Annotated in this window: 16 protein-coding genes; 10 read left to right on the top strand and 6 right to left on the bottom strand. The window is 72.0% G+C overall.

What is annotated here, in order from left to right; translation table 11 throughout:
• The first annotated feature begins 100 nt into the window (after nucleotides 1-100).
• Genes FEF34_RS29485 through ybaK form a run of 3 tightly spaced genes read left to right on the top strand, consistent with a single transcriptional unit; the run spans nucleotide 101 to nucleotide 2,455 of the window.
• Nucleotides 101-1,177, top strand: a complete 1,077-nt coding sequence (locus FEF34_RS29485; RefSeq protein ID WP_138057799.1) for a hypothetical protein — start codon at nucleotides 101-103, stop codon at nucleotides 1,175-1,177.
• A gap of 5 nt (nucleotides 1,178-1,182) precedes the next feature.
• Entirely contained in the window at nucleotides 1,183-1,923 is a 741-nt protein-coding gene (locus tag FEF34_RS29480; RefSeq protein WP_138055866.1) for an LON peptidase substrate-binding domain-containing protein, read from the top strand.
• Between the two features lie 34 nt (nucleotides 1,924-1,957).
• A complete protein-coding gene (gene ybaK, locus FEF34_RS29475) occupies nucleotides 1,958-2,455 on the top strand; it encodes a Cys-tRNA(Pro) deacylase (protein ID WP_138055865.1) in 498 nt (165 codons plus the stop codon).
• 697 nt (nucleotides 2,456-3,152) lie between these two features.
• On the opposite strand, the gene FEF34_RS29470 is transcribed toward ybaK, so the two are convergent.
• Genes FEF34_RS29470 through FEF34_RS29455 form a run of 4 tightly spaced genes read right to left on the bottom strand, consistent with a single transcriptional unit; the run spans nucleotide 3,153 to nucleotide 7,003 of the window.
• The gene (locus tag FEF34_RS29470) at nucleotides 3,153-3,776 is read right to left on the bottom strand and encodes a DUF2567 domain-containing protein (protein ID WP_234042608.1); all 624 of its coding nucleotides are present in this window, start codon (nucleotides 3,774-3,776) and stop codon (nucleotides 3,153-3,155) included.
• Between the two features lie 48 nt (nucleotides 3,777-3,824).
• Nucleotides 3,825-4,661 (bottom strand): ABC transporter permease, encoded by an 837-nt coding sequence (locus FEF34_RS29465; RefSeq protein WP_138055864.1) that lies wholly within the window; start codon nucleotides 4,659-4,661, stop codon nucleotides 3,825-3,827.
• 55 nt (nucleotides 4,662-4,716) lie between these two features.
• Nucleotides 4,717-5,691: an ABC transporter ATP-binding protein gene (locus tag FEF34_RS29460; RefSeq protein ID WP_171053343.1), complete on the bottom strand. Its 975-nt coding sequence runs from the start codon at nucleotides 5,689-5,691 to the stop codon at nucleotides 4,717-4,719.
• A 37-nt stretch (nucleotides 5,692-5,728) separates the two neighbouring features.
• Nucleotides 5,729-7,003, bottom strand: coding sequence for an NYN domain-containing protein (locus FEF34_RS29455; RefSeq protein WP_138055863.1), 1,275 nt, complete (start codon nucleotides 7,001-7,003; stop codon nucleotides 5,729-5,731).
• 223 nt (nucleotides 7,004-7,226) lie between these two features.
• On the opposite strand from FEF34_RS29455, the gene FEF34_RS41545 reads away from it, so the two are divergent.
• Nucleotides 7,227-7,382 carry a hypothetical protein gene (locus FEF34_RS41545; RefSeq protein WP_171053140.1) on the top strand — a complete coding sequence of 52 codons (156 nt, stop codon included), beginning with the start codon at nucleotides 7,227-7,229 and terminating at the stop codon, nucleotides 7,380-7,382.
• Between the two features lie 204 nt (nucleotides 7,383-7,586).
• Here FEF34_RS41545 and dnaE read toward each other — a convergent pair whose 3' ends face one another.
• The gene (gene dnaE / locus FEF34_RS29450; protein WP_138055862.1) at nucleotides 7,587-11,126 is read right to left on the bottom strand and encodes a DNA polymerase III subunit alpha; all 3,540 of its coding nucleotides are present in this window, start codon (nucleotides 11,124-11,126) and stop codon (nucleotides 7,587-7,589) included.
• 190 nt (nucleotides 11,127-11,316) lie between these two features.
• On the opposite strand from dnaE, the gene FEF34_RS29445 reads away from it, so the two are divergent.
• The 6 genes from FEF34_RS29445 to FEF34_RS29420 all read left to right on the top strand — a co-directional run bounded on the left by FEF34_RS29445 (nucleotide 11,317) and on the right by FEF34_RS29420 (nucleotide 18,686).
• Nucleotides 11,317-12,642, top strand: coding sequence for a DUF2252 domain-containing protein (locus tag FEF34_RS29445; RefSeq protein WP_138055861.1), 1,326 nt, complete (start codon nucleotides 11,317-11,319; stop codon nucleotides 12,640-12,642).
• 337 nt (nucleotides 12,643-12,979) lie between these two features.
• Nucleotides 12,980-13,663, top strand: coding sequence for a hypothetical protein (locus FEF34_RS29440; RefSeq protein WP_138055860.1), 684 nt, complete (start codon nucleotides 12,980-12,982; stop codon nucleotides 13,661-13,663).
• 56 nt (nucleotides 13,664-13,719) lie between these two features.
• Nucleotides 13,720-14,532, top strand: coding sequence for a DsbA family protein (locus FEF34_RS29435; RefSeq protein ID WP_138055859.1), 813 nt, complete (start codon nucleotides 13,720-13,722; stop codon nucleotides 14,530-14,532).
• Nucleotides 14,533-14,803: 271 nt separating this feature from the next.
• A complete protein-coding gene (locus FEF34_RS29430) occupies nucleotides 14,804-16,459 on the top strand; it encodes an alkaline phosphatase D family protein (RefSeq protein WP_138055858.1) in 1,656 nt (551 codons plus the stop codon).
• Nucleotides 16,460-16,497: 38 nt separating this feature from the next.
• Nucleotides 16,498-18,081 carry a serine/threonine-protein kinase gene (locus tag FEF34_RS29425; protein WP_138055857.1) on the top strand — a complete coding sequence of 528 codons (1,584 nt, stop codon included), beginning with the start codon at nucleotides 16,498-16,500 and terminating at the stop codon, nucleotides 18,079-18,081.
• A 290-nt stretch (nucleotides 18,082-18,371) separates the two neighbouring features.
• On the top strand, nucleotides 18,372-18,686 hold the full coding sequence (locus tag FEF34_RS29420) for a hypothetical protein (RefSeq protein WP_138055856.1): 315 nt from the start codon (nucleotides 18,372-18,374) through the stop codon (nucleotides 18,684-18,686).
• A 210-nt stretch (nucleotides 18,687-18,896) separates the two neighbouring features.
• On the opposite strand, the gene FEF34_RS29415 is transcribed toward FEF34_RS29420, so the two are convergent.
• On the bottom strand, nucleotides 18,897-19,487 hold the full coding sequence (locus FEF34_RS29415) for a dienelactone hydrolase family protein (RefSeq protein WP_138055855.1): 591 nt from the start codon (nucleotides 19,485-19,487) through the stop codon (nucleotides 18,897-18,899).
• Between the last annotated feature and the right edge of the window lie 10 nt (nucleotides 19,488-19,497).

Raw genomic sequence — 19,497 nt, 5'->3', positions numbered from 1 at the left:
CGCTCCTTTGCGTTTTCTTGACCCGAGCCAGGACAACCATTCCACCTCCTACCAAAACTTCACAGATGCCCTCTGGCGCGACCCCGACCTGCGGCTTTCAATGGTCCGCACCATGTCTCTGCTGCGCGCCCTGATCAGCACCGCTCGTATGGTCCGGCACACCCCGCGGCTCGCCGACGGACTGCCCCCGGACGATGCGGTCCTGCTCGACGCCCCGGACGGGGATCTCGGGCCCGCGCTTCTGGCCGCCGCGCTCGGCGATCACGAACCGGCCGCCAAGCTGCTCGCCACCACCCGGGGAGCGGCCGAGTGGGAGAACCGCGACCGCTACGTCGTACGGCTCGCGGCGTTCGCGTACAACAGGCCCGACTGGCTCGCCGGCTGGCTCGCCGCCACGCCGCGCGACCCCGACGCCCTGCTCGTGAAGGCCGAACTCGAAGTCCGCAGGGCCTGGGGGTCGCCCGCGAGCGTCGAGCGGCTGCGCGAGGTCGGCCCCCTCGTCCACGCCGCGGCCGAGGCCGACCCGCGCGACCCCGTCCCCTGGCGGCTGGCCCTGGACCACGCCCGCGGCACGCACGCCACGCACACCGCCTTCGAGGCGCTGTGGGGGCAGGCGGTGCGTCGTTCCTCGCACCACTACGGCTGCCATGTCGCCGCGCTGCGCTACCTCTCGGCGGTCTGGCACGGCTCGCACCGGGAGTGCTTCGACTTCGCCGAGCGCGCGGCCGAGGACTCCCTGCCCGGCTCGCTGGTGCAGGCCCTGCCGGTGCGCGCCGCCCTCACACTGCTGCTCGCGGGGGGCGTCACGGCCGTACAGACGGACCGGATCGACACGGCCGCCGACCGGGCGGCGGAACTGTCCGCCCGGTACCGGCCCGGTGACCCCTGGCCCGCCGAGGTCCGCAACCTCCTCGTGTACGTGCTGATCGCGCGGAGCCGCTGGAACGAGGCGCTGGAGCAGTTCCGCTCGATCGGCCCGTACGCCACGTCGTTCCCGTGGAGCCAGGTGACGGACGATCCGCTGGGCCAGTTCCTGGAGGCGCGGGACGGGGTCCGCATCGAGGTGGCGTCCTCGACGCCGATCCGCGGCGGGCGGCGCGTCCGCTCCGCCGGCACGGCCGTTGCCGGCCAGGGACGGGCGGCCGGACGCGCCGTGCCCGGCGACCACTACGCTTGACCGCTGTGACCACCGCTCGCCTGCCTCTCTTTCCGCTCAACGCGGTGCTTTTCCCCGGCCTCGTGCTGCCGCTGAACGTCTTCGAGGAGCGTTATCGCGCCATGATGCGCGAGCTGTTGAAGACCGACGAGTCCGAGCCCCGCCGGTTCGCCGTGGTCGCCATCCGCGACGGCCGCGAGGTCGCTCCGACCGCGCCCGGGATGCCCGACCAGACCGCCCGGCCCGAGAAGGGCCCCGCCGCGGGCTTCGGCCCGGACCCTCTCCAGGCGTTCCACCGCGTCGGCTGCATCGCGGACGCCGCGACGATCCGGGAACGCGCCGACGGCAGCTTCGAGGTGCTGGCCACCGGCACCACCCGGGTCAAACTGCTCTCGGTCGACGCGAGCGGACCGTTCCTGACGGCCGAGCTCGAGGAGATCCCGGAGGAGTCGGGGGAGGGCGCGGGCATGCTGGCCGAAGGCGTGCTGCGGGCGTTCCGCAACTACCAGAAGCGGCTGGCCGGGGCGCGGGAGCGCTCACTGTCGACGACCTCGGAGCTTCCGGACGAGCCGTCGGTGGTCTCGTACCTGGTCGCCGCCGCCGCCGTGCTCGACACGCCGTCGAAGCAGAAACTGCTGCAGGCTCCGGACACGGCGACCCGGCTGCGCGAGGAGCTGAAGCTGCTGCGGTCCGAGACCGCGGTGATACGTCATCTGCCGTCGTTGCCCGCGGTCGATCTGACCCGCTCGCCGACGAGCCCGAACTGAGCCGGACCGACCGGGGCGAGGGAGTAGCAGGACCGTGGCGAAGAAGGCCAGGAAGCAGCAGGGAGGCACGCCGGCAACGGTGGCGCTGACGGCCGCGGGTACGGCGTTCACCGTGCACGCGTACGAGCACGACCCGGCGTCCCCGTCGTACGGGGAGGAGGCGGCACAGGCACTGGGCGTGGCGCCGGAGCGGGTCTTCAAGACGCTCGTCGCCGACGTGGACGGAGAGCTGACGGTCGCCGTCGTGCCGGTCGCCGGGCAACTGGACCTCAAGGCGCTGGCCACGGCGGTCGGCGGCAAGCGCGCGTCGATGGCCGACCCGGCGGCGGCGGAGCGCACCACGGGCTACGTCCGTGGCGGCATCTCCCCGCTGGGCCAGCGCAAGCGTCTGCGCACGGTGCTGGACGCCTCCGCCTCCGCGCACCCGACGATCTGCGTCTCGGCGGGCCGGCGCGGGCTCGAGGTGGAGCTGTCCCCCTCGGACCTGGCCTCGCTGACGAACGCCGTCCTGGCACCGATCGGGCGCGTGTAGCGTCACCGAGCGCGCTACCCCGCGGCCTCCTGACGCCCGGGGCGCGCTCGGTGCCCCGCGTACGCCGCCCGCGGTCCCCCGGTACGGACCCCGTTCAGCGCCTCCGCGTGCACCGCCCGCGCCCCGCACGCCCCCTCGACGGCCGGCCCGTCCTTCGCTACGCCCGAAGGACATGCCGACCCGAGGAGGTGCAGTGTCCAAGCGCACGCGCAAACGGAAGTGGCGGCTGAGGAAGCGCCGGGCGAACCACGGCCGTCGGCCGGCCTGACGAGCGACCGTCGCCGTCCCGCCTCCTCCGGGCGGCGGGACGGCGACGGCTCGCCGCGCGGACGCCGAGCCGCATGCCTCGACCACGCGGCAGCGCGGGGGCGTCGACCGGCACGACGTGGGCGCCGCGGCTCCGCAGGCGGCATGCTCGGCGGCCGCGGGGCGACGCATGCGGGGTGCTCGCGCGGGCGGCCCCGCCGCCGACCGCCCCCGACCTGCCGGTCCCCCCTGCCGGCCGGACGACGAGCACGAGGTGCGCGGGGCCCGCCCGGGGCACAGGGCCGTGTGTGAGCGCGAGCCGACCGCAGAACCGCAGTGAGCGGCGGCCCGCTCGGCGCGGGGCCGCGCGCGAGAACCGTCACCGGTCGGCGGTGGCCACGAGCCCACCCGTCAAACCGGCCCGACGCACCGGGCCCCGCCCGCCGGGCGGTCAGCGCCGGTGTTCCGGGCCCAGCGGAGGCCACTCCGGCTCGGGGTCGCGCGGGGCGAAGAGGGCGGTGAGGGCGAGGTGCACGACCATCGCCGCGATGGGCCAGGCCAGCAGCGCGCCCTTCGCGCGGAGGCGGAGCGGCGCGTCGAAGACGACGCCCTGGCCGACCGCGCGGGCGTGGGCGACGACGTCCTGCTCGGGTCCGAGCAGATAGCCCGTGCCCCAGGCGACAGCGGACGCGAGGACGCCGCCGAGGGCGAGCGCGGCGACGACAGCGATGCCCCCGCGGCGGTTGAACCAGAAGGTGACCGCTGCGCTGAGCACGCCGAAGCCGAGCGCCAGCAGGACGAACGTGCCGTCCGCGCCCGCCGCCTCCTCGCCTTCGGTGTCCGCGAAGAAGACCGCCTTGTCGGTCGAGACCAGCGGCACCTTCGGAGCCAGCCACAGCCACAGCAGACCGAGCACGATGCCGGCGAGCGTCACGGCCACCAGGACGACCGCCGCCCGGCGCAGTTCGCTCCTCATCTCCAGCCCTTCTCCGTCCGGGTCCGGCGCGGGATGCGGGTGGCTCCGGGACGAGTCGTGCGGGGCGGGCCGCTGGGGCGGCGTCAGGGGTGCTGTCACCCTGACATCGTGCCAAACGTCCCTGTGGCCCGCCTCACCGGCCGTGACTCAGCGGACCGCGGCCCGCCGGTACGCCCGGGTCGCGACGGCCAGCGAGACCACCCCCACGGCCGCACAGACCGCGAGGTCCATCGCGACCGTCGGCCAGTGCGGATGGGCGTCGAACGTACGGGCGAAAGCCTCGACTCCGTACGTGGACGGCACCAGATCCCGCGCGAGCGCGATCGGCCCCGGCAGCCGCCCCGCCGGGAGCACCCCCAGCAGCAGGGCCGCGGACATGCCCAACTGACCGAGGAGCGTCGCCAGTTCCTGGCGTGGCGCGAGCAGCCCGAGTGCCGCGCCGAGCCCGGCCAGCGCGGCGCCCGCGAGCGGGATCACCGCCACGAGTACCCACAGATGGGTCAGGGGCAACCCGAACAGCACCGAGCCGACGACCGCCGTCACGGCCGTTCCCGGCACGGTGAACGAGGCGTAGGCCCCCGCCGCCCCGAGCACCACCGCCGCCGGCGGCACCGGCAGCGTCGCATAGTGGTCCAGACCACCGGAAGCGCGAAGCTGGCCGAAGTACTGGGCCAGCAGATTGAGCGCGACGAAGGCCACGACCAGGACGGACGACCCGGCCACCACGGCCCGCGCCTCCGCTCCGCCATCGACCACACCGCGCATCAGCACCATGATCCCGACGGACTGGAACGTGGCGACGAAGAGCAGCGGTATCCGCGCGACACGGGCCCGGGACAGCTGGGCGCGGTACACCGCAGCGAGCGCCGGCAGCAGCCGGGCGCGCGGGGCGAGCGGCGCGGCACCCCCTTCTTCGTCCCCGGATCGGGCGCCGTACGCCCCCCGCACACGCGCGGAAACGGCCTCCGCAGGCACGATGCTCACCTGGCGCTGCTCCTGTTCGGTACGGACGACGTCGGTGCGGGCGACGGCTCACGTCTCACGCCTTCACCAGCCCTTTCGTCGCGTGGCCGCCGAGCGCGAGGTACACGTCCTCCAGGCTCGGCGTGGCCAGGGCGAAGTCGTCGAGGGCCGAGAACGCCTCGCCGCCGGTCACGGCGGCCACGGCCGCCCGGGCCTCGTCCGGGGCGAGCCGGAGGACCCAGCGGCGCCCGGACTCCTGGGCGGACGGCCGGAGCGCGGCGACCTCGGGCACGTCGAGCGGGGCCCGCTCGCGCCAGACCAGTTCCACCCGGACCTCGCCGGCCACGCGCTCCTTGAGCCCGGCGGGCGTGTCGCAGGCGATCACCTTGCCCCGTTCCAGCACGGCGACCCGGTCGAGAACGGTCTCCGCCTCGATGACGTTGTGGGTGACGAGGAGGACGGTCACTTCGTTCTCGGCGCGCCGGCGGTCGACGGCGGCCCAGACCGCCCGCCGCGCGACCGGGTCCATCCCGGTGGTGGGCTCGTCCAGCACCAGTACCGGACGCTCCCCCACCAGAGTGGCGGCGAAGCACGCGAGCCGCCGCTGCCCACCGGAGAGCTTCTTCAGGGGCCGCCCCGCGAGGCCGGTCAGGCCGAGCTCCTCCAGGACCGTGTCGCGTTCGGCACGCGCCTGCCGCGCCCCGAGCCCGCGCAGCCGGCCCGTGGTCTCGGCGGCGAGGGCGACGGTCAGCTCGTCGAGGGCGGTGGACTCCTGGCCGAGGTAGCCGATGAGCCGCGACGCCCGCTCGGGGTGGCGTACGAGATCGTGGCCGAGCACCTCGACGGTGCCGGAGTCCGGGCGCATCAGACCGGTCAGCTGCCGGACGAGGGTCGACTTGCCGGCGCCGTTGGGGCCGAGCAGCCCGAAGATCTCACCGCGCCCCACGTCGAGGCCGATCCCGTCGTTGGCACGCACCTCGGGGGTCGCGGGAACCCCCCGCCGGGCACGCGCGGCGGGGTACGTCTTGACCAGATCCCGCACCACGCACACCGTACTCACGAGGGACGAGCCTAAGGGGTCGCCCGGCCTAGTCCCCGGCCGGGGCGCGTTCGGTGGCCGCTCGGACATCGATCTCCCGCCAGAATCCGGCCCTGATGGCGTAGCGGTCGTGTTCGTCGATCTGGTCGTCCTTGTGCGCGAGGAGCCCGAACCGGGCCGCGTACCGCAGCAGTTCGCCGTCGATGCGGTGCGGGACGCGCGGGTACATGCCGGACAGCTTCTCCACGTGCGCCGGGTCCGGCAGCCGCTCCATCCAGCGCCGGGCGAAGACCTGCCCCACCTCGAAGGGGTCACCGCCGACGGTGGTGATGTCCTCCTCGCGGTCCGCCCAGCGCTGCTCGGCGCTGGTGAGCTGGGCCAGGGTGGGCAGGGACGCCGCCTCCGGGGACTCGGCGGGCGCACCGGCGCCCGGGCGTTCGATCCAGCCCTTGTCGGAGGACCAGCGCAGGGTCGCCCCGGCGGCCGGATGGCGCTCGGCCTGGCCGGACGGGCCGCGCAGGCCCGCCAGGTCCTTGGGGGTGGGGACCCCCTTCGTGTGGTGGTGGGCGACGGGCTCGGCGGCGCCGTTCTCCGTGCCGCTCGCGGCTGACGCGGCCGGGGGCGCCGCGCCGTTGCCGCCCGCCGCCGGGGCGGCGGTCTCCTCAGAGTGTTCCGTGGCGGACGGCGCCGACTCGGGAAGCGGGGCGGAGAGGATGGCCGCGATCTCGGGTCGGGGCGCGGGCGGCGGGGCGCAGACACCGGTGAGTTCCTTGGCGCGCACCGCCTGGGTGATCCAGGCACGGTCGAGGACGCGGCGTTCGTCGGCCTCGGCGACCAGATCCTCCGACTGGTTGTAGTCGCCGTCGGCGGCCTGGACGGCCCAGAGGTGGACGGCGACGCCGTGCTCCTTCGCGGACATCAGTCCGGGGAGCAGATCGCCGTCCCCGGTCACCAGCACCACGTCCGAACAGGCCCGGTTCCTGGCGAGTTCCGTGAGCTCCGCGTGCATGGCGGCGTCGACGCCCTTCTGCGCCCAGCGGCCGTCGCTGCGGGTGAGCGCGCCCAGCCGGACGGTGACCCGGGGCATGACCCGGAGGCGGCGGTGCTCGGGCTGGGGAACCCGGTCGGGAGCGCCGTCGAACCAGTAGATGCGCAGCAGGGGGCGCTCGGTGTCGGCCTCCGCGCGCTCGCGCAGGGCCTGGATGAGGGCGGCGTGGTCGACGGTGATGCGGGAACGGGCCGGTTCCCCGGCGAGGAGGCTCGCGGCGGCTCCCAGCAGATAGCCGGCGTCCACCAGGACGACGCAGCGGTCCACGCGTTCCACCCTCTTTCGGGAACCTCGGGATCGGAGTTGCTTCGGGTTTCCTTCGAGTCTGCCCGAACGCCGCAGGGTTGACCGCCGGAACTCGATCATCGGCGTGGCGGGGAGTGAAGCCGCACCGTAACAGCAGCCCGTTACTCACTGCAACGATCCGAAGTGCGCAGAGTATTCGGCTATGTGAGTCTGAGGACGGCCCTGGCCCCTACATCCCACGGGAGGCATCACCATGGCCAAGAACAAGAACCGAGAACGCAAGGCCCAGAGCGGCTCCCCCGGTGAGCGCGGCGGCCAGGAGGCCCGTACCCCCGAGACCCAGGCGGACGCGCCGATCGCGACGGGCGTGGCCCACAAGGGGCGGCAGAAGCGCTTCGGCCACAACTGACGCGTCACGCCCGGCATACGGTTTCCCTGTGTGACGTATGCATGAGGGGCGCGCCCGGCCGTCGGGCGCGCCCCTCACATGCGCCGCGCCCCTCGCTTACGCCGCCCGCCGTGCGCTGTCGGCGGGCTCCCGCCCATCGGATCCGGATCCCGCACGTGCCGGGCCGCGGCCGTCAACGGCCCGGGCACCGCGCGGTCACGGCCCTCAGCCCGCCAGGCAGGACGGGCCGAGCAGCACCTTCAGATCGCCGAACAGCGCGGGATCGGGCTGGACCCGGTGCCGGTCGAGACGCAGCACCGTGGTCTTGCGGGCGCCCTGGAGCTTGATCCGCACCTCCGTGTTGCCCTTGTGGTGGCCCAGGATCTCGCCGAGCCGGCTGATCATGGGCGGGTTGACCTTCACCGTCGGAATGGTGATCACCACGGGCGCGTTGGTGCCCGCCGAGGAGAGGTCGGGGACCATCAGCTCCATCGCGACCAGCCGCGGGACGTCCTCGCGCTTGTCGAGCCGGCCCTTCACGAAGACGACCGTGTCCTCGACGAGCTGGGTGGACACCAGCTGGTACGTCGCCGGGAAGAACATGCACTCGATCGAGCCGGCCAGGTCCTCCACGGTGGCGATGGCCCAGGCGTTGCCCTGCTTGGTCATCTTCCGCTGCAGGCCCGAGATGATGCCGCCGATGGTGACGACGGCGCCGTCGGAGTGCTCCCCGCCGGTGAGCTGCGCGATGGCCGCGTCGGTCTTGTCGCTCAGCACGTGCTCGATGCCGAAGAGCGGGTGGTCGGAGACGTACAGGCCGAGCATCTCGCGCTCCTGGGCGAGCAGGTACGACTTCTCCCACTCCACGTCCGAGAACTCGACGTCGAGCCCGAAGCCCGGCTCACCGCTCGACTCGTCGCCCATGCCGCCGAAGAGGTCGAACTGGCCCTCGGCCTCCTTGCGCTTGACCGCGACCACGTTGTCGATCATCGGTTCGTGCTGGGCGACCAGGCCCTTGCGGGTGTGGCCCATCTCGTCGAAGGCGCCGGCCTTGATGAGCGACTCGATGGTCCGCTTGTTGCAGACGACCGCCTCGACCTTGTCCAGGAAGTCGGGGAACGTCGCGTACTTCCCCTTGGCCTTGCGGCACTTGATGATCGAGTCCACGACGTTCTGCCCGACGTTCCGGACGGCCGTGAGGCCGAAGAGGATCACGTCGTCGCCCTGGGCCGCGAAGTTCGGCTCCGACTCGTTCACGTTGGGCGGCAGGACCTTGATGCCCATGCGGCGGCACTCGTTCAGATAGACGGCGGACTTGTCCTTGTCGTCCTTGACCGAGGTGAGCAGCGCCGCCATGTACTCGGCCGGGTGGTTGGCCTTGAGGTAGGCAGTCCAGTACGAGACGAGGCCGTAGGCGGCGGAGTGCGCCTTGTTGAAGGCGTATCCGGCGAAGGGGACCAGCACGTCCCACAGGGCCTGGATGGCCTCGTCGCTGTAGTCCTTCTTCCGGGCGCCCTCCTGGAAGAGGACGAAGTTCTTCGCCAGTTCCTCGGGCTTCTTCTTGCCCATCACGCGGCGGAGGATGTCGGCCTCGCCGAGGGAGTAGCCGGCGATGATCTGGGCGGCCTTCTGCACCTGCTCCTGGTAGACGATCAGGCCATAGGTGACGTCCAGGACCTCCTTGAGCGGCTCCTCCAGCTCGGGGTGGATCGGGGTGATCTCCTGCTGGCCGTTCTTGCGGAGGGCGTAGTTGGTGTGCGAGTTCATGCCCATCGGGCCCGGCCGGTAGAGGGCCGACACGGCGGAGATGTCCTCGAAGTTGTCGGGCTTCATGAGCCGCAGCAGCGAGCGCATGGGGCCGCCGTCGAACTGGAACACACCGAGGGTGTCGCCGCGCTGCAGCAGCTCGAACGTCGTGGGGTCGTCGAGCGGCAGGCTCAGGAGATCGATGTCGATCCCCTTGTTGGCCTTCACCATCTTGACGGCGTCGTCCATGATCGTGAGGTTGCGCAGGCCCAGGAAGTCCATCTTCAGCAGGCCGAGCGACTCACAGCTCGGGTAGTCCCACTGGGTGATGGTCACCCCGTCGGTGTGCCTCACCCACACGGGGACATGGTCGGTGATGGTCTCGCTGGACATGATCACGCCGGCGGCGTGCACACCCATCTGCCGGACCAGGCCCTCCACGCCGCGGGCGGTGTCGATGACCTTCTTGACGTCCGGCTCGTTCTCGTACATCCCGCGGATCTCGCCGGCCTCGCTGTAGCGCGGGTGCTGGGGGTCGAGGATGCCGGAGAGCGGGATGCCCTTGCCGAGGACGTCGGCGGGCATGGCCTTGGTGAGCCGGTCGCCCATCGCGTACGGGTAGCCGAGCACGCGGGCGGAGTCCTTGATGGCGTTCTTGGCCTTGATGGTGCCGTACGTGCCGATCATGGCGACCTTGTCCGCGCCGTACTTCTCCGTCACGTACCTGATCACCTCGACGCGCCTGCGCTCGTCGAAGTCGATGTCGACGTCGGGCATGGAGACGCGCTCGGGGTTGAGGAAGCGCTCGAAGATCAGTCCGTGCGGGATGGGGTCCAGGTCGGTGATGCCCATGGCGTACGCGACGATGGAGCCGGCCGCGGAGCCCCGGCCGGGGCCGACCGCGATGCCCTGCTTCTTCGCCCACATGATGAAGTCGGCGACGACGAGGAAGTAGCCCGGGAAGCCCATCGAGATGATCGTGTCCATCTCGTACTCGACCTGCTTCATGCGGTCGTCCGGGATGCCGTCGGGGAACCTGCGCTGCATGCCGCGCATGGTCTCCTCACGGAACCAGGAGACCTCCGTGTGCCCCTCGGGGATGTCGAACTTCGGCATCAGGTCGCGCTTCTCGAACATCCCGGTCGTGTCGACCTGCTCGGCGACCAGCAGCGTGTTGCGGCAGCCCTCCTGCCAGGCGTCCGACGAGTCGATCGCGTACATCTCGTCGGTCGACTTCAGGTAGTAGCCGGTGCCGTCGAACTTGAAGCGGTCGGGGTCGGAGAGGTTCTTGCCGGTCTGGATGCACAGCAGCGCGTCGTGGGCGCCGGCCTCGTGGGAGTACGTGTAGTGCGAGTCGTTCGTGACCAGCGGCGGGATGCCGAGCTTCCTGCCGATCTCCAGCAGCCCGTCGCGGACGCGGCGCTCGATCTCGATGCCGTGGTCCATCAGCTCCAGGAAGTACCGGTCCTTGCCGAAGATGTCCTGGTACTCGGACGCCGACTTCAGGGCCTCGTCGAACTGGCCGAGACGCAGCCGGGTCTGGAGCTCGCCCGAGGGGCAGCCGGTGGAGGCGATCAGGCCCTCGGACCACTGGGAGATCGTCTCCTTGTCCATCCGGGGCCACTTCTGGAGCCAGCCCTCGGCGTACGCGTCCGAGGAGAGGCGGAAGAGGTTGTGCACACCCGTCGCGTTCGCCGCCCAGATCGTCTTGTGGGTGTAGCCGCCGGAACCGGAGACGTCGTCCCGTTTCTGGTGCGGCTGGCCCCACAGGATCTTCCGCTTGTTCCGCCGCGACTCCGGCGCGACATAGGCCTCGATGCCGATGATCGGGGTGACCCCGGCCTTCTGCGCGGTGTGGAAGAAGTCGTATGCGCCGTGGAGGTTGCCGTGATCGCTCATGGCGATGTGCGTCATGCCCATCTCGTTGCAGGCATTGAACATGTCCTTGAGCCGCGCGGCACCGTCCAGCAGCGAGTACTGGGTGTGGACGTGAAGGTGCGTGAAGGGCGGCTTGGTCACGACGGGAGGCCTCCAGGACGGTCTGGGTGGACAGCGTGGAAGTCTATGCCTCCGCACCGACAGAAGGGGCCGGGCACCACGACCCGGCGGGGAGTCGCAGGTGGGCGCGCCGGGCACTCGGCACTACCGTCGTGCGTTGAGTGGGACGGAACACCCGTCCCTCACGACATGCACCAGGAGGCACCCAGCGATGTCGGTCCACCAGCCCCCGGCCGGCGAGCGCGGTGAGGAGATCCTCTCCGTGTTCGGCACCGCCTTCGGCGAGCTCCTGGCCGCCGACCCGGCCGCGTTCCGGGTGAAGTTCCGCAAGATGGCGGCCTCGGCCTTCGCCTTCTACCGGGGCTCGGCGAGCCTGTTCTACGCCGACCTGGAGCGCGAGCAGCACGCCGGTCCGTACCTGGACGAGCGGACCAGCCGGGTGTGGATCCACGGCGACCTCCACGCCGAGAACTTCGGCACGTACATGGACTCCAACGGTCGGCTGATCTTCAACGTCAACGACTTCGACGAGGCGTACGTGGGCCCCTTCATCTGGGACCTCAAGCGGCTCTCCGCCTCGCTGGCGCTGATCGGCTACACGAAGGCCCTCGGTGACGAGCAGATCACCGAGCTGGTGCGGATCTTCGCCGCCGCCTACCGCGAGCGCGTCCACGCCCTGGCGACCGGAGCGAAGAACGACGAGGTGCCGCCCTTCACCCTGGACACGGCGGACGGCGCGCTACTGGAGGCGCTGCGCAGCGCCCGCTCGCTGACCCGCTTCGGGCTGCTGGACTCGATGACCGAGATCCGCGACTTCGAACGCCGTTTCACCGGGGGCGGCGGGGCGATCGAGCTGGACGCGGCCACCCGCTACAAGGTGCTGGCGGCGTTCGACGGCTATCTGGAGACCCTGCCCGAGTCCAGCCTCGCCCGGCCCGACTCGTACCGCGTGAAGGACGTGGTCGGACGGCGCGGCATCGGTATCGGCTCCGCCGGTCTGCCCTCGTACAACATCCTGCTCGAGGGCAACAGCGACGCCCTCGAGAACGACGTCGTGATCTACATGAAGCAGGCCCAGACCCCGGCGGTGTCCCGGCACATCACGGACGAGCGGGTGCGGAGCTACTTCCGGCACGAGGGGCACCGCACGGTGATCTCGCAGCGGGCCCTTCAGGCCCACGCGGACCCCTGGCTGGGCTGGACGGAGCTCGACAACTCGGGTCAGCTGGTCGCCGAGGTCTCCCCGTACGCGGTCGACCTGGACTGGTCGGACATCGACGACCCGGAGGAGATCGCGGCGGTGGTCGCGGACCTCGGCCGGGCCACGGCGACCATGCACGCGGCCGCGGACGACGAGAGCGGCCACTCGCTGGTGCCGTTCTCGACGGAGCGGGCCATCGACGCGGCGATCGCGGCGGACGAGGACGGCTTGGGGGACCTGCTGGTGGACTTCGCGCACGACTACGGCGCCCGGGCCCGTGCCGACCACCAGATCTTCCTGGACCTGTTCCGCAACGGCCGGATCCCCGGGTTGTAGGCCCGGCCGGGCCGGGGACCGCCTCGGCCCGGCGGAGCGGCGGCCGCGGGGCCCGCCATGGACCTCGCGGACGGAGAGCGGCACGACGGCCGGGCACGCACGGAGGGCAACCACAAGGCGGCGGCCCGGCACGCACGAAGCGACCAAGGGACGGCGACCGCCCGGCACATGGGAACGGCGACCGCGGTCGCCCGTCCCGGACGGGCGACCGCCGCAGGGAGGCCGGATCCTTAGCAGCCCCTTACCGAACGGCATGGCACACTCCAGACGATGCCGGATTCCTCCCCGCGGGCGGTCCCGGGACCGGCAGTGCGGACGTCCACCAGTCAGGAGCCCCGTGCAGATAGGCGAGACCCGGCTCAGAGGGCTGCGGGCGGCGGTTTTCACGGCACTCGTCGTGACGCTGTCCGTGGCCTCCCATGTGCTGCTCTCCCGGGCGCCGCTGCCGCTGACGACCGTCGCGGCGGTCGCCGGCGGAGTGTTCCTGGTCACGTACGCCCTGGCGGGCCGGGAGCGGGGGTACGGGCCGATCGCGGCCGCACTGGTCCCCCTGGAACTGGCCGCGGACACGGTCTTCACCGCCGGACAGCACGTCTGTTACGGCGCCGCGGGCGGGCCCGTCGCCGGGTCGCTCCGCGCGGTCGGCGTGGACGTGCTCTGCGGTGGCAGCGCCGGGGCGCGGCTACCCGGTGTGGCGGCGGCCGACGGCCGGCTCGCCGCGCTGGTCGACTCCCCCGATCCGTATGCGCCCTGGCTGCTGCTCGCCGCCCACGTCTCGGTCGGGCTGCTCGCCGCGGCCTGGCTGCGCCACGGCGAGTCGGCGCTCGCGGGTCTGCTCCGCACGGCGGCCCTGGCGGCGTTCCGGCCGCTGCTGACCGCCGTCGCCGTCGTGCACCGCCGCGCCGCCGCCGCCCGCCCCCCGGTGCGGACGGCGGCCCGCCCGGCCCTCGCCCGTACCCGCCACTTCGTGCACTCCGTGCGACGGAGGGGACCACCTCTGCCCGCTCCGGCTCACGCCTGAGCCCCGGCACGTCCCCGACCGACCCCTTTCACACCTTCCCCACGGAGAAAACGATCATGAGTGCACGCAACAGCCGCGCGAACAAGGCCGCCGCCCGCGAGCGTCTGCGTCTGGAGCGCGAGCGCCAGGCCAAGAAGGACAGGATCAGGCGGCAGGTCGTCGTCGCGGCCTCGACCGTCGCGGTCCTGGCGGCCGCGGGCGGCATCGGCTACGCCGTCATGCAGGCCAACAAGCCCTCGGCCTGGGAGGCTGCGAAGAACGCGAAGGTCGTCAAGCCCAAGAACACCGAGGGAGAGAACGGCACCACCGTCGTCATCGGCAAGCCGGCCGCGAAGAAGACCCTCGAGGTCTACGAGGACTCGCGCTGCCCGGTCTGCGCGACGTTCGAGCAGGCGGTGGGCGAGACCGTGAAGAAGGACGTGGACGCGGGCAAGTACAAGCTGAAGTACATCGGCGCGACGTTCATCGACAAGAGCGACAACGGCGAGGGTTCCAAGAACGCCCTCTCCGCCCTCGGCGCGGCACTCGACGTGAGCCCCGAGGCCTTCATGGAGTACAAGGCGGCCCTCTACTCCGCGAACTTCCACCCGGAGGAGAGCGACGACAAGTTCGCCAAGGACGCGTACCTGCTGGAGATCGCCGACTCGGTGGACGCGCTCAAGAACAACGCCGGGTTCAAGAAGAACGTCGAGAACGGCACGTTCGACTCCTGGGCGCTGAAGATGTCGAAGACCTTCGACGACAGCGGGGTGACCGGCACGCCGACCCTGAGGATGGACGGCAAGAAGGTCGTCGCGGAGGGCAGCGACAGCGCCCCGATGACGGTCGAGCAGTTCAACGCGGCGGTCGACAAGGCGCTCAAGAGCTGACGGCTCAAAGAGCCGGTCCCCGACGCGGGCCGTGTGCCCGGGAACTCCCCGGGCACACGGCCCGCTCGGCGTTCGGGCACTGCGCCGGCGGCCTGGGCACGTCGCTCCACCGCGGACTCGCCCCGGGCGCGCCGCTTCCCGCGCGGAGCCCGCCGCGCGCCGTCGCCCGGCCCACCGTCAGGCAACGGCGCGCGGACAAGCGAAAACGCGCAGGCGAACTTTCTCGAATTCGCCTGCCCGTTCGCCTTACCGGTCAGTAGTCTGACCGCCCGTGACCACAAGACTCACCTCAACCCCCAGCCGCCGCTCGGTCGTCAAAGCCGCTGCCGCCACCGCTGTCGCCACTGCCGCCGCCGCTCCCGCGCTCGCGGCCGCATCCCCCGCCTCCGCCGCCGAACAGGGCACGGCCTTCCTCCACGGGGTCGCCTCCGGGGATCCGCTCCCCGACGGCGTGCTGTTGTGGACCCGGGTCACCCCGGCCCCCGACGCCCTGCCCGGTTCCGGCAAGGGCCCCGACACCGAAGTGAGTTGGGAGATCGCCGAGGACAGGGGCTTCACCAAGGTCGTCGCCGGCGGCCGGACCAACGCCACCGCGGCCACCGACCACACCGTCAAGGTCGACGTCAGAGGGCTCTCCCCGGCCACCGCCTACTTCTTCCGCTTCGCCTCCGGCGGCACCGTCTCCGCCACCGGCCGCACCAGGACCGCGCCCGCCGCCGACGCCGCCGCGCCCGGGGTGCGCTTCGGCGTGGTCTCCTGCGCCAACTGGGAGTCCGGATACTTCGCGGCGTACCGCCATCTCGCGGCCCGCGCCGACCTGGACGCGATCCTGCACCTCGGCGACTACATCTACGAGTACGGCACCGGCGGCTACCCGGCCGACGAGTACGTCGTGCGCCGGCACGAGCCCGCGCACGAGATCACGACCCTCGCCGACTACCGCGTCCGGCACGGCAAGTACAAGACCGACGCCGACCTCCAGGCACTGCACGCCGCCCATCCGCTCGTCGCGATCTGGGACGACCACGAGATCGCCAACGACGCCTGGGCGGGCGGCGCGGAGAACCACACGCCCGGCACCGAGGGCGACTACGCGGCCCGCGCCGCGGCGGCCAAGCGGGCCTACTTCGAGTGGATGCCCGTGCGCACCTCCACCGAGGGCACCGTCTACCGCCGGCTGCGCTTCGGCAAGCTGGCCGACCTGCATCTGCTGGACCTCCGCTCGTTCCGCTCCGAGCAGGCGTCCGTGGGCAGCGGCAAGGTCGACGACCCGGAGCGCACGATCACCGGCCGCGCCCAGCTGGACTGGCTCAAGTCCGGCCTGGCGTCCTCGGACGCCACCTGGAAGCTCGTCGGCACCTCGGTGATGATCTCGCCGGTGGCCTTCGGTTCCGTACCCGCCCACCTGCTGGGGCCGATCGCCGAACTGCTCGGCCTGCCCAAGGAGGGCCTCGCGGCCAACGTGGACCAGTGGGACGGCTACACGGACGACCGGAAGGAGCTGCTGAAGCACCTGACGGACCGGGGGATCGAGAACACCGTCTTCCTCACCGGCGACATCCACATGGCATGGGCAAACGACGTGCCGGTGAAGGCGGCGACGTACCCGCTGTCGCGGTCGGCGGCCACCGAGTTCGTGGTGACGTCGGTGACCTCCGACAACCTGGACGACATGCTGCACGTCGCCCCCGGCACCGTCTCGCTGGTCGCGGCCACCGCCGTCAAGGTCGCGAACCGCCATGTGAAGTGGCTCGACATGGACCACCACGGCTACGGCGTCCTCGACGTGACCGCCGAACGGTCGCAGATGGACTACTACACCGTCTCCGACAAGACCCGGCCCGACGCGACCGCGGCCTGGACCCGCTCGTACCGGACGCTGAACGGAACGCAGAAGGTCGAGCGCGTCAACCAGCCGGTGCGCTGAGGCCGCACCCCCCGCGGTGGTTCCCCTAACCTGGCGCCATGAATGCGCCGGGGGAACTGGTCGACGGGCGGTTCGAGCTGATCGAGAGGCTCGGCAGCGGAGGCATGGGCACGGTGTGGCGGGCCCGCGACACCGTGCTCCACCGTGAAGTCGCCCTGAAGGCGGTCAGATCCGACGCCTCCGCTTCCGCGGCCGTACGCGAACGCGTGCTGCGCGAGGCCCGGGCGCTCGCCCGGCTGAACCACCCGAACGTGGTGACGGTTCATCACATCGTGGACGCCGAACCGCATCCGTGGATCGTGATGGAGCTGGTGCCCGGGCTCTCGCTCCAGGACCGCCTGGCCCAGGGGCCGCTGACCCCGCCCGAGGCGGCGCGCATCGGACGGCAGGTGCTCTCCGCGCTGCGCGCCGCGCACGCGGCCGGCATCCAGCACCGGGACGTCAAGCCCGCCAACGTCCTGCTCCGCCCGGACGATGCCACCGGGCACTCCGGCACCGGCGGCGACACCGCCGTGCTCACCGACTTCGGGATCGCGGCGCTGCAGGGCTCGACCGCACTGACCGCCACGGGCGAACTGATCGGCTCGCCCGAGTACATGGCGCCCGAACGCGTCCGCGGCCTCGACGACACCCCGGCATCCGACCTCTGGTCGCTGGGCCTGGTGCTGTACGTGGGCGTGGAGGGCGTCAGCCCGCTGCGCCGACCGACGACACTGGCCACACTCGCGGCCGTGCTCGACGAGGCGGTGCCGCCGCCGGTGCGTTCCGGACCGCTCGCACCCGTACTCCAGGCCCTGCTCGTACGGGACCCGGCGGACCGGCCCGACGCGGCACGGTTGGACGCCATGCTGGCGCAGGTCGAGACGGGGACGGCGCCGTACTGGGCGCAGCCCACGATGACGACGGCGACACCGCCGCCCGGGCCGGTGCCGGGACCGGTTCCGCCGGTGCCGACCCGGCTGGACAACCCGCGGGCGACGGCCCCCCAGCCGTCCTCCCGGCTCCCGGAGGGCAGACCGGCGAACCGTGCGCCCCTCGTCGCCGCCGTCATCGCCGTGGCCCTCGCGATCACGGCCGCCGGCGCGGTCGCGCTGGCGCTGCGGGATCCCGGCGGACGGGCCACGGACGATGCGAAGGGCCCGGGTGGGGCATCGGGCCCCTCGGTCCACGCCTCCGCCGCACCCGCCTCGAGCACGGCACCGAGTCCGAGCACGCCGCCGGCGCCGACGGTCACCGTCACCGCGTCGGCGACTCCGAGCACTCCGGCCGATCCCGCCGCGTCCCCGCCGTCCTCGGGTCGCTGGATCGCGCAGCTCTTCTCCGAGCCCGTCGGATCCGGCACGGCCGCCCGCGACGTCCGGCTCGCCCGGATCCGCGAGACGGTCCCCGAGGCCCGGTACCTGCGCAGCGACGACTACGCGTCACTGCGGCCCGGCTACTGGGTGATCTACGCCGAGGGACCGTTCGACGACGGCCGGGCCGCGCTCAGGTTCTGCGCCGAACGCGACCGCACCACGGCCGACAGCTGCCTGGGCCGCTATCTCAGCCCCCACGCGGCCGACTCGGCGCTCCAGTGCCGTCCCCCGGCGGACAACCCGTCGGGGCGCTGCGGCCGCGACTAGAAGGGCCGCGTACCACGCGGCCGATAGCCATCCCCGAGGTGCCGACCTGCGCAAACGGGACTAAACTCGGCAGTGGAAAGCCGCACTGAATGGCACCGCCGGCCGACCCGGTTCACACGGCCTGTTGTACGGATGTCCACCGTGCGTCCGCGGGATCGAGCCTGTGCCTTCTGCACGCGCGGCAACCCTGAGACCGCTGTACCGCACGTCCCACTGTGTGCTGCGGCGGCCATCAACCTCACACTCCTTCAGCGGAGTACACGGGAAAGATGTAACGAAGGGTATTCCCCATGCGAGTACAACGCGCGAAGCGTGTCATCGCGGCGTCCGCTGCCAGTCTGCTGCTGGCCGGAGGAGTCGCGCTTGGCGCGGCGGGCACTGCGTCCGCGTCCAACAGCAACGGCAACGACAACTGCAACAATGGCAGTTACAGCTGGGGCTATGGCGACGACGACAACTGGTGGGGCAACGACAACGGCCGCGGCGGCTACGGCAACGGTCACGACAACGACCGCGGCGGCTACGGCAACGACAACGGCCGCGGCGGCTACGGCAACGGTCACGGCAACGACAACGGCCGCGGCGGCCATGGCAACGGCCGCTGAGCCCTAGACCCCAGAGACAGAAAACCACGACGTGTGGTTCCGGCAGCGGAGCCACACGTCCGCCGCGTCGCGTATCCTCGCGCGGCGCCTGCCAGTGGAAGTGTTCAATGACGCCGACATCCCCGGAGCGCAGGCCCCTCCGGGTGCCGGGCCTCCGGTGCGCTGCCCGGACCTCTCCGGCACGCGAACCCCCGGTCGCACGTCACGCGGTCACACGGTCCCCTCGGCCTCCCCCAGCGTCTCCAGGAAGCCGAGCGCCACGCGCCACGTCCGACCGGCCGCCTCCTCGTCCCAGTCCGGAAGGTCGGGGTCCGTGTACAGGTGCCCGGCGCCGGCGTAGCGGTGCACCTCGACGTCCGCGCCCGTCCTGCCCATGCGCAGGTACCAGGCGGTGAGCCAGTCGTCAGGCTCGAACGGGTCCGGATCGGCGACGTGCAGTTGTACGGGCAGGTCCTCGGCCCGCGCGTTCTCCGCGATGTCGGACGTGCCGTGCAGCAGCAGGAGACCGCGGGCCTTCTCGTCGCCGAGGGCGAGGTTCTGGGCGATGGCCGCCCCCAGGGAGAACCCCGCGTACACGAGCCCGCGCTCCGAGTGCGGCGCGGCGGCCACGATCGCCCGCTTCAGCAGCTCGTCCACCCCGACCTCGTCCTTGTACACCCTGCCCTCCTCCACGGAGTCGTACACCCGGCCGTCGAACAGATCCGGGGTCCACACCCGGTGACCTGCATCTCGCAGGCGCTCGGCGGCGGCGAGCACGGCGGGGCGCACGCCGTACGTCGAATGGAAAAGCATGATGTCCATGCGGTCAGGT

Source organism: Streptomyces marianii (assembly GCF_005795905.1).
Lineage (GTDB): Bacteria > Actinomycetota > Actinomycetes > Streptomycetales > Streptomycetaceae > Streptomyces > Streptomyces marianii.
This window is presented reverse-complemented; position numbering and strand designations above follow the sequence as displayed.